At 60.9% G+C, this 7,169-nt stretch carries 6 protein-coding genes; 2 read left to right on the top strand and 4 right to left on the bottom strand.

Annotated features, from left to right (window positions below; translation table 11 throughout):
* Positions 1–76 precede the first annotated feature (76 nt).
* Positions 77–1,228: a murein transglycosylase A gene (mltA, locus tag L972_RS02990; protein ID WP_047435329.1), complete on the bottom strand. Its 1,152-nt coding sequence runs from the start codon at positions 1,226–1,228 to the stop codon at positions 77–79.
* A 150-nt stretch (positions 1,229–1,378) separates the two neighbouring features.
* Here mltA and L972_RS02985 point away from each other — a divergent pair, with 150 nt between their 5' ends.
* Positions 1,379–1,630 carry a DUF1289 domain-containing protein gene (locus L972_RS02985; RefSeq protein WP_042053709.1) on the top strand — a complete coding sequence of 84 codons (252 nt, stop codon included), beginning with the start codon at positions 1,379–1,381 and terminating at the stop codon, positions 1,628–1,630.
* Between the two features lie 108 nt (positions 1,631–1,738).
* On the opposite strand, the gene fruA is transcribed toward L972_RS02985, so the two are convergent.
* Genes fruA through fruB form a run of 3 tightly spaced genes read right to left on the bottom strand, consistent with a single transcriptional unit; the run spans position 1,739 to position 5,549 of the window.
* The gene (gene fruA / locus L972_RS02980) at positions 1,739–3,463 is read right to left on the bottom strand and encodes a PTS fructose transporter subunit IIBC (RefSeq protein WP_047435326.1); all 1,725 of its coding nucleotides are present in this window, start codon (positions 3,461–3,463) and stop codon (positions 1,739–1,741) included.
* Between the two features lie 11 nt (positions 3,464–3,474).
* Positions 3,475–4,449, bottom strand: coding sequence for a 1-phosphofructokinase (gene pfkB, locus L972_RS02975; protein WP_047435324.1), 975 nt, complete (start codon positions 4,447–4,449; stop codon positions 3,475–3,477).
* Entirely contained in the window at positions 4,449–5,549 is a 1,101-nt protein-coding gene (fruB, locus tag L972_RS02970; RefSeq protein ID WP_047435321.1) for a fused PTS fructose transporter subunit IIA/HPr protein, read from the bottom strand. The genes pfkB and fruB overlap by 1 nt, the downstream gene beginning before the upstream one ends.
* 296 nt (positions 5,550–5,845) lie before the next feature.
* On the opposite strand from fruB, the gene cra reads away from it, so the two are divergent.
* The gene (cra, locus tag L972_RS02965) at positions 5,846–6,832 is read left to right on the top strand and encodes a catabolite repressor/activator (protein ID WP_047435320.1); all 987 of its coding nucleotides are present in this window, start codon (positions 5,846–5,848) and stop codon (positions 6,830–6,832) included.
* Positions 6,833–7,169 lie beyond the last annotated feature (337 nt).

The raw sequence follows: 7,169 nt of genomic DNA, 5'->3' as shown, positions 1-7,169 counted from the left end.
GGAGCAATCCGGCGGCTTTTTTTGTCTCTTCACATTGCTCGGGCGCCCGATGACAGACGCCCAACCCCTCAGAGGATTACAACCAGGGGGCGGCAGTCGGCCCATGGTGCAGGCCCAGTTTCCAGACCCGGCCAAAGTGCTTATAGTGACCGGCCGCGACACCGGCCTTCTCGCCCATACCGTGGTAGAGATCGAGGTGGCCCTTCTTCACCGCCCCGCCCACATCCAGCGCAATCAACAAGCGCAGCTGGTGCTTGCCGGTCCAGTTGCCCTCTTTGTCAAGCAAGGGAACTTCAGCGAGGATCGGGGTACCCATCGGCAGCAGGGTCTTGTCGGCAGCGACGGCCGCCAGCGGCAGCAGCGGGATACCGGCGGCACCGATCACATCATTGGTGGGTCGACGCTCGAAGAAGACATAGGAGGGGTTCTGCTCCACCAGCTCCTTGACGCTCTCCTCCGGTTGACGGTTGGCCCACTCCTTTATGGCCTTCATCGACATCTGCTCTTTGGGCACTTCACCGCGATCGATTAACCCCCGGCCGATACTGACGTAACCGTGACCGTTCTTGCCGCTGTAGCCCAGATATTGCAGCCGATCGTCATCCCCGTAATGGACAAAGCCCGAGCCCTGCACATCCATCAGGAAGTTGTCGATAAGGGATTTGCTGTAACCCAGCTCCAGTCCACGGTTGGCCAGGGCCCCCTGATGGATCTCGGCCCGGGTCGGACAGCGACCGCCACATTTGGGCATGGCATAGATGGGATATTTGTACTTGGCATCCGGGCGGTGGCGCACCTCCAGCACCGGCGAGTAGTAACCGGTAAAGAGCACGTTCCCCATGCGATCGGCACCGCCCAGCTGTGCGAGGCTGATACCGTAACGGGTAATATCGGCAGGATTGCCACCGCCCGCTACCCAGCGGGAGAGCTGATGATAGAGTTCGCCATAACGGCGGGTCATCTTGCCGGAGCGCTCCAATACCAGTCTGCTTTGCGGGCCAAACTTGCTGTAATCGGCACGCGCACGGCTATTGACCCGCTCCACCCTCACCAGATCCTCTGGCAAGGTCCCGTCCAGATACTGCTTGCCCAGATTTTCCGGCACCTCGCAGTTAAGAAAGCATCTGTTGTCGGTCTGTTTTTTGGGCACTTCTGCTTTGTCAGAGTTGCCCGCACAACCGGCCAGTCCCAGCACTGCGGCGGTCAGCCAGTACACGTGTTTGTTCATATGTCCTCATATAACACCAAGAGCCATGCTCGGCGGGGAAGATGCCAAATTTGCAGGGGGAAAGCAAACGACATCAATCACTTGAAGCAGGATTTCTCCAAAGGGGATCCGCTGGGTTATAACAAGGTGACAGGATGTGCGAGGTGATGGATGGAACAGCTCGAAATCTTCCCGCTGCAGAGCCCCTGCATCGGGGTCTGCGAAGTGAACAACAAAGGCTACTGCAAGGGGTGCCTGCGTAACCGCGAAGAGCGTTTCAACTGGCTCACCATGACCCCTGCCCAGCAACAAGAGGTGATGCGCCTGTGCCGCAACCGCAAGGCGCGGGTCGACGCCGCTCGCCGCAAGGCACAGGAAGGCGCTCCCAGTGAACTGCAAGCACAGCCCGGCTGGGATTTTTAAACTCAGCCTACCTGCAATCCCCACCTCACAACTCACCTATATCACCGGCAAAACAAAAAGCGGCACGCAGGCCGCTCTTGGTTATGACGTGTTGCCGGGTGGCAAGGCTTATGCCGTGGCCAGTTTGGCCTGCTCTTCGCCGCGTTTGAGCATGGCGTAGGAGACACCGGTCAGCAGCGAGCCTGCGGCAATGGCAACGATATACATCATGACGTTGCTGATGGCGTGCGGGATAAAGAGCACGAACAGACCGCCGTGGGGTGCCATCAGCTCACAGCCGAACAGCATGGAGAGCGCACCGGTCAGGGCACCGCCGACCATGCAGGCCGGGATGACGCGCATCGGATCCTTGGCGGCAAACGGGATGGCCCCCTCGGAGATAAAGCACAAACCCAGCACGAAGGAGGCTTTTCCCGCTTCCTGCTCCGCCTTGATGAACTTGGTGCGGGCCAGGAAGGTGGCGATCCCCATCCCCAATGCCGGCACCATGCCGGCGGCCATTACCGCTGCCATCGGGGCGTAGGTTTTGGAGGCCAGCAGGCCAACCCCGAAGGCGTAGGCCGCCTTGTTGACCGGCCCCCCCATGTCGAAGCACATCATGGCGCCGATGATGACACCCAGCAGCACGGCGTTGGCAGAGCCCATGTTGTTGAGGAACTCGGTCATGGCATTCATGATGCCGGCTACCGGGCCACCCACCACGTAGATCATCACCAGGCCGGTAAAGAGGCTGGCAAAGAGCGGAATGATCAGGATCGGCTTGAGCGCTTCCAGGGTAGTCGGCAGGCGCACCTTGTCGCTCAGGTATTTGGCGCTGTAACCGGCCAGGAAACCGGCCACGATACCGCCAAGGAAACCGGCGCCCAGCGAGCTTGCCAGCATACCGCCGATCATGCCGGGAGCGAGACCTGGGCGGTCAGCGATGGAGTAGGCAATGTAACCGGCCAGCACCGGGATCATCAGGGCGAAGGCGGAGCCACCACCGATCTTCATCAGAGCGGCGGCTAGAGTGCCTTCCACCTTGAACGCTTCGATACCGAACACAAACGATAGCGCGATGATAAGGCCGCCCGCCACAACCATCGGCAGCATAAAGGAGACGCCGGTCAACAGGTGCTTGTAGGGGCCGGCTTTTTCCTCTTTTTTGGGTTGGCTGGCACCGCTGTGGCGATACAGTGTCGCCTCATTCCACGCCTTGTCGAGCTCGGCGCGAGTTTTCTTGAGCGCAGCGCCCGTGCTGGTGCGGTAGACCTGCTTGCCATCGAAACGGGCCATGTCCACTTCGATATCGGTGGCGAGGAACACCAGATCGGCAGATGCAATCTCCTCGGCAGTCAGGGCATTCTGGGCACCGACCGAGCCTTGAGTCTCGACGCGGATCTGATAACCCAGCTGTTTGGCCATGGTCTCCAGCGCTTCTGCCGACATAAAGGTGTGTGCAACGCCAGTCGGGCAGGCGGTCACCGCCACGATGCGCTTGCCAGCGGCGGCCGATTTGGCGGCAGCAGGCGCGGCTTGATGGCGATAGAGGCTGGCGCCGCTGGCGGCTTCTTCCAGCAAGGCAGCCGGATCCTGCAGGGCGAGATCCATGCTGCCCTGATAGACCCGCTTGCCATCATAGGCAGCGAGATCCACCGGGGCACTGGCGACAACCAGCACCAGATCGGCTGCGGCAATCTGCTCTTTTGAGGGGATCTGGCGCGGTTGCACGCTGGAGCCGACGTCGAGGGTGAGTTCCCAGCCAGCCAGTTTGGCCTGCTGTTCTATCCGTTTTGCAGCGAGAAAGCTGGTGGCAATGCCCGCCGGGCAAGCCGTAACCAAGATTGCTTTCATTGGGCATCTCCTTAGTTTTCCATTGAGGGGGTATTGCATTGAACTTGTGCCAGCGCATCCAGACGCTCTACGCGCACCTGTTCAAGTAAAGGGTTGAGCACACTGATATCGTTAAAGCCTACCGCCACCTGACTGACCGCCAAGGCCGAGACGGCGGTGGCCAGCCGCAGGGTCTGCTCCGGCGCCCAGCCAAGGCTCAGACCATGGGCGAGACCAGCCACCAGCGAATCGCCAGCACCAACCGTGCTGACCACCTGCATCCGCGGTGGAATGGCCTGCCAGACGGCATCCGGGGCAAACCAGATCAGGCCATCGGCGCCGTTGGAGATCACCACGTTGGGGATGCCGCTTGCCTGCAGCGCGCGGGCACACTCGGCCTGCTCACTCAGGGTCTTGATGGGGCGGCCCGCCCACTGGCTCAGCTCCTCCAGATTGGGTTTGACCAGGGTCGGCGCCGCTTTGATCCCTTCGGTTAAGGCCGCGCCGCTGCAATCGAAGATCACCTGCTTGTCTTTTGCCTTGAGCAGGCGGATCAGATGGGCGCAGTAATCGGGGGCCACCCCTTTGGGCAGGCTGCCCGCCAGCACGAACCACTCTGCATGCGCAGCCAATTGGTCGATGGCCTGCTCCAGCGCGCTCACTTCCCCTTGCTGGATGGTGAGTCCCGGCAGGTTGAGATCGGTGACCCGACCAGACTGCTCGGAGATCTTGACGTTGATGCGGGTGCTGCCCGCCACGCGCACAAAGTGATCATCCAGCGCCCGCTCGGCAAACAGGGAGACAAAACTCTGTTCATTGTCAGCGCCCAGCCAACCGGTGACGCCCACCTCGCGGCCCAGATCCTTGAGCACCATGGCGACGTTGATCCCCTTGCCTGCGGCACGCAGGTTGGCCTCGCTCACCAGATTGACCTCACCCAGGCTCATCGCCTCAAGGCGAGTAGTGAGATCAAGGGCGGGGTTAAGGGTAATGGTAACAATTTTCATCAATGCGCCCCCTCGCCGAGACCGGCGGCGATGGCCTCACCGATCCCCTTGAGGGCGGCTTCGGCATCTGCCCCTTCGGCACGAAATGCCAGACGGTGACCGCACTTGACGCCAAGGCCAATCACCTTCATCAGGCTCTTGGCGGAGACTGCCTCGCCGCTGCCATCCAGATTGGCAACCCGGATGTCTGATTCAAACTCTTTGGCCACCTTGACCAGCATGGCGCCCGGGCGGGCGTGCAGACCGTGGGGGTTGATGATGGTGAAGGTTTCGGAAAGACCGCTCGCGGGGCCCGCTTGCAGCATGGCCAGCCCCTCGCCGCCTGCCAGCGTCGCCAGCTGACCAGCGGCGGCCAGTTTGGCCAGATTCTCCAGTTGCGGCAGATGGCTGCTATCTGCGGCGCACAACAGCAGCATGGCGTTGACCGGCAGCTCCCCTGCCGCGAGGGCGCGGCTCGGGGTGGCCAGCACCCAGCCGGTCTGGGCCGCTTGTGCTCGAGCGAGCCAGACGCCCTCGCCCAGATAGGCGGGATCGCTTGCCAACAGGGCGCTCACCATGGCGGCATCGCCCCAGCCCGCCGATTTGGCGCGGGCGGCTGCTCCCAGCAGCAGTTGGTCGCGATCATCGGCCGGGAAGTCAGCCAGGGTCAGGTATTGCACCTCTTTGGCGGCAGTAGCGCCAGTCAGGATGTTGATGATGGTGTCGGCATCGGTGGCCTCTTTGAGCTGGGCTGCCGCCTGCTCGTCACCCAGCACATGGGTGAGCTGGCGCAAAATGCCCAGATGCTCGTCGGACTTGGCGGCGATACCGATGGCGACGTAGGCGATCTGCCCCTCATCCCACTCGATACCATTGGGGAACTGGGCCACCATGACGCCTGTGCTCTTCACCAGATGACGGGTGTCGGTGGTGCCGTGGGGAATGGCGATGCCGCTGCCAAGATAGGTGGCATGCTGCGCTTCACGGGCCATCATCCCATCCACATAGCCCGCTTCCACCAGACCGGCTTCGGTCAGTTTACCTGCCAGCAGGGCAATGGCGTCCGACTTGGTTGCCACCGACTGTCCCAGCAAGATCTGCTCTCGCGCCAACTTCAACATAGAGACTCTCCATCAGGTTCCGGCCGCGCCGGTACGTCACAATTGAACATTCGGGTAACTCGCCAGCTGACAATTGACCCGAACACGGTTGACTGTGATCGGAGCCTGATTTTCAGGCCACTGGGTCTCTTCGTTGCTGACAGGCTGAATCGTTTCACTTACACTCAGACTGAATCGTTTCAGCGAATTGATCAAGTACCCACAAAGAGTGCTTTTCAATGATATGATCCCGCGCACACTTTTCGGTGCCCTCACCCGGCAGTGACCGTGGGCCTTGCAACTCAAACAGAGCCAATATGATGAAACTGGATGAAATCGCCGCCCTCGCCGGTGTCTCGCGCACCACGGCAAGCTATGTGATCAATGGCAAGGCCGACCAATACCGCATCAGTCAGGCCACCCGCGATAAGGTGATGGCCGTTGTCACCGCCCATAACTATCAGCCGGACAGCCGCGCCGCCTCCCTGCGTGGCGGCCAGACCAAGACCCTCGGCTTTATCCTGCCCGACCTTGAGAACGCCAGTTACGCCAAACTGGCCAAACGGCTGGAACAGGGGGCCCGGGCGCAGGGCTATCAGCTGCTCATCGTCTGCTCGGAAGATGAGCCCGCCACCGAAAAAGAGCTGGCCCAGATGCTGGTGAGCCGCCATGTGGACGCCCTGCTGGTGGCCAGTTGCCTGCCCTCAGACGACCCCTTCTACGGCAAATTGCAGGCGCAAGGCAGCCAAATCCTCGCCATCGACCGGGCGATGGCAGCCGACAAGTTCGTCACCGTCGCCAGTGAAAACGAGAAGGCGAGCTTTGATCTCACCAGCTCCCTGCTCACCCCGACTCTGCGCCATATCGCCTTGATCACCGCGCTGCCGGCACTCACGATCAGTCAGGAGCGCAAAGCCGGTTTCGAGCAGGCGGTCGCCAGTCACAGCGCGGCTCGCCACCTGTGCGAAGGGGATCACTTCTCTCGCCTTGAGGGGTATCGCCTGATCAAAGATCTGCACCAGCAGCTGGGTCAACTGCCCGAAGCGCTAATCACTACCTCCTATATCCTGATGGAGGGGGTACTCGACTACCTGTTGGAGCAAGAGATCGATATGAGCCAGCTCGCCATGGCCACCTTCGGGGACGATCGGCTGCTCGACTTCCTCCCCTTTGGCATCAACTCCCTGCCCCAGCAGCACGACGCGCTGGCCAACCAGGCGCTGGAGCTGGCGCTCAAGGCGGTGAACGGCGAATACCAAAGCGGGCTGCACTATGTGAGCCGCACCCTCAAGCGCCGTCGCTAACCTGACCGCAGCAGACCCGATTTGCTGTCAATGGGTGGGGAAAAACAATAAGGCTGCCAGGATTGGCAGCCTTATTGTTTTTCCCCACAACCCTACCCGCCCGCTTTGCTTTCTCTACCGTCTGGCCGACTAAACAACCGGCATCCACACTCCTTTCACCCCGCAACTAAACGCCAACGCCACGACAAGGCACTCCCCCATCCGTGCTGCAACCACTTGGCTGACCTGTATCAATGAGCCCCTGCCAGTCATTTTTTCGGTGCTTTTTTCTGCAATTGGCCATCACTGTCATCATTTATTTCCACTTGTTGCCACAAGCCAGCACAAGATCCGTATA

The organism is Aeromonas sp. ZOR0001, assembly GCF_000801015.1.
In the GTDB taxonomy this organism is placed as follows: Bacteria; Pseudomonadota; Gammaproteobacteria; order Enterobacterales; family Aeromonadaceae; genus Aeromonas; species Aeromonas veronii.
The sequence above is the reverse complement of the archived record's forward strand: the minus strand, read 5'-3'. Positions and strand labels throughout refer to the sequence as shown.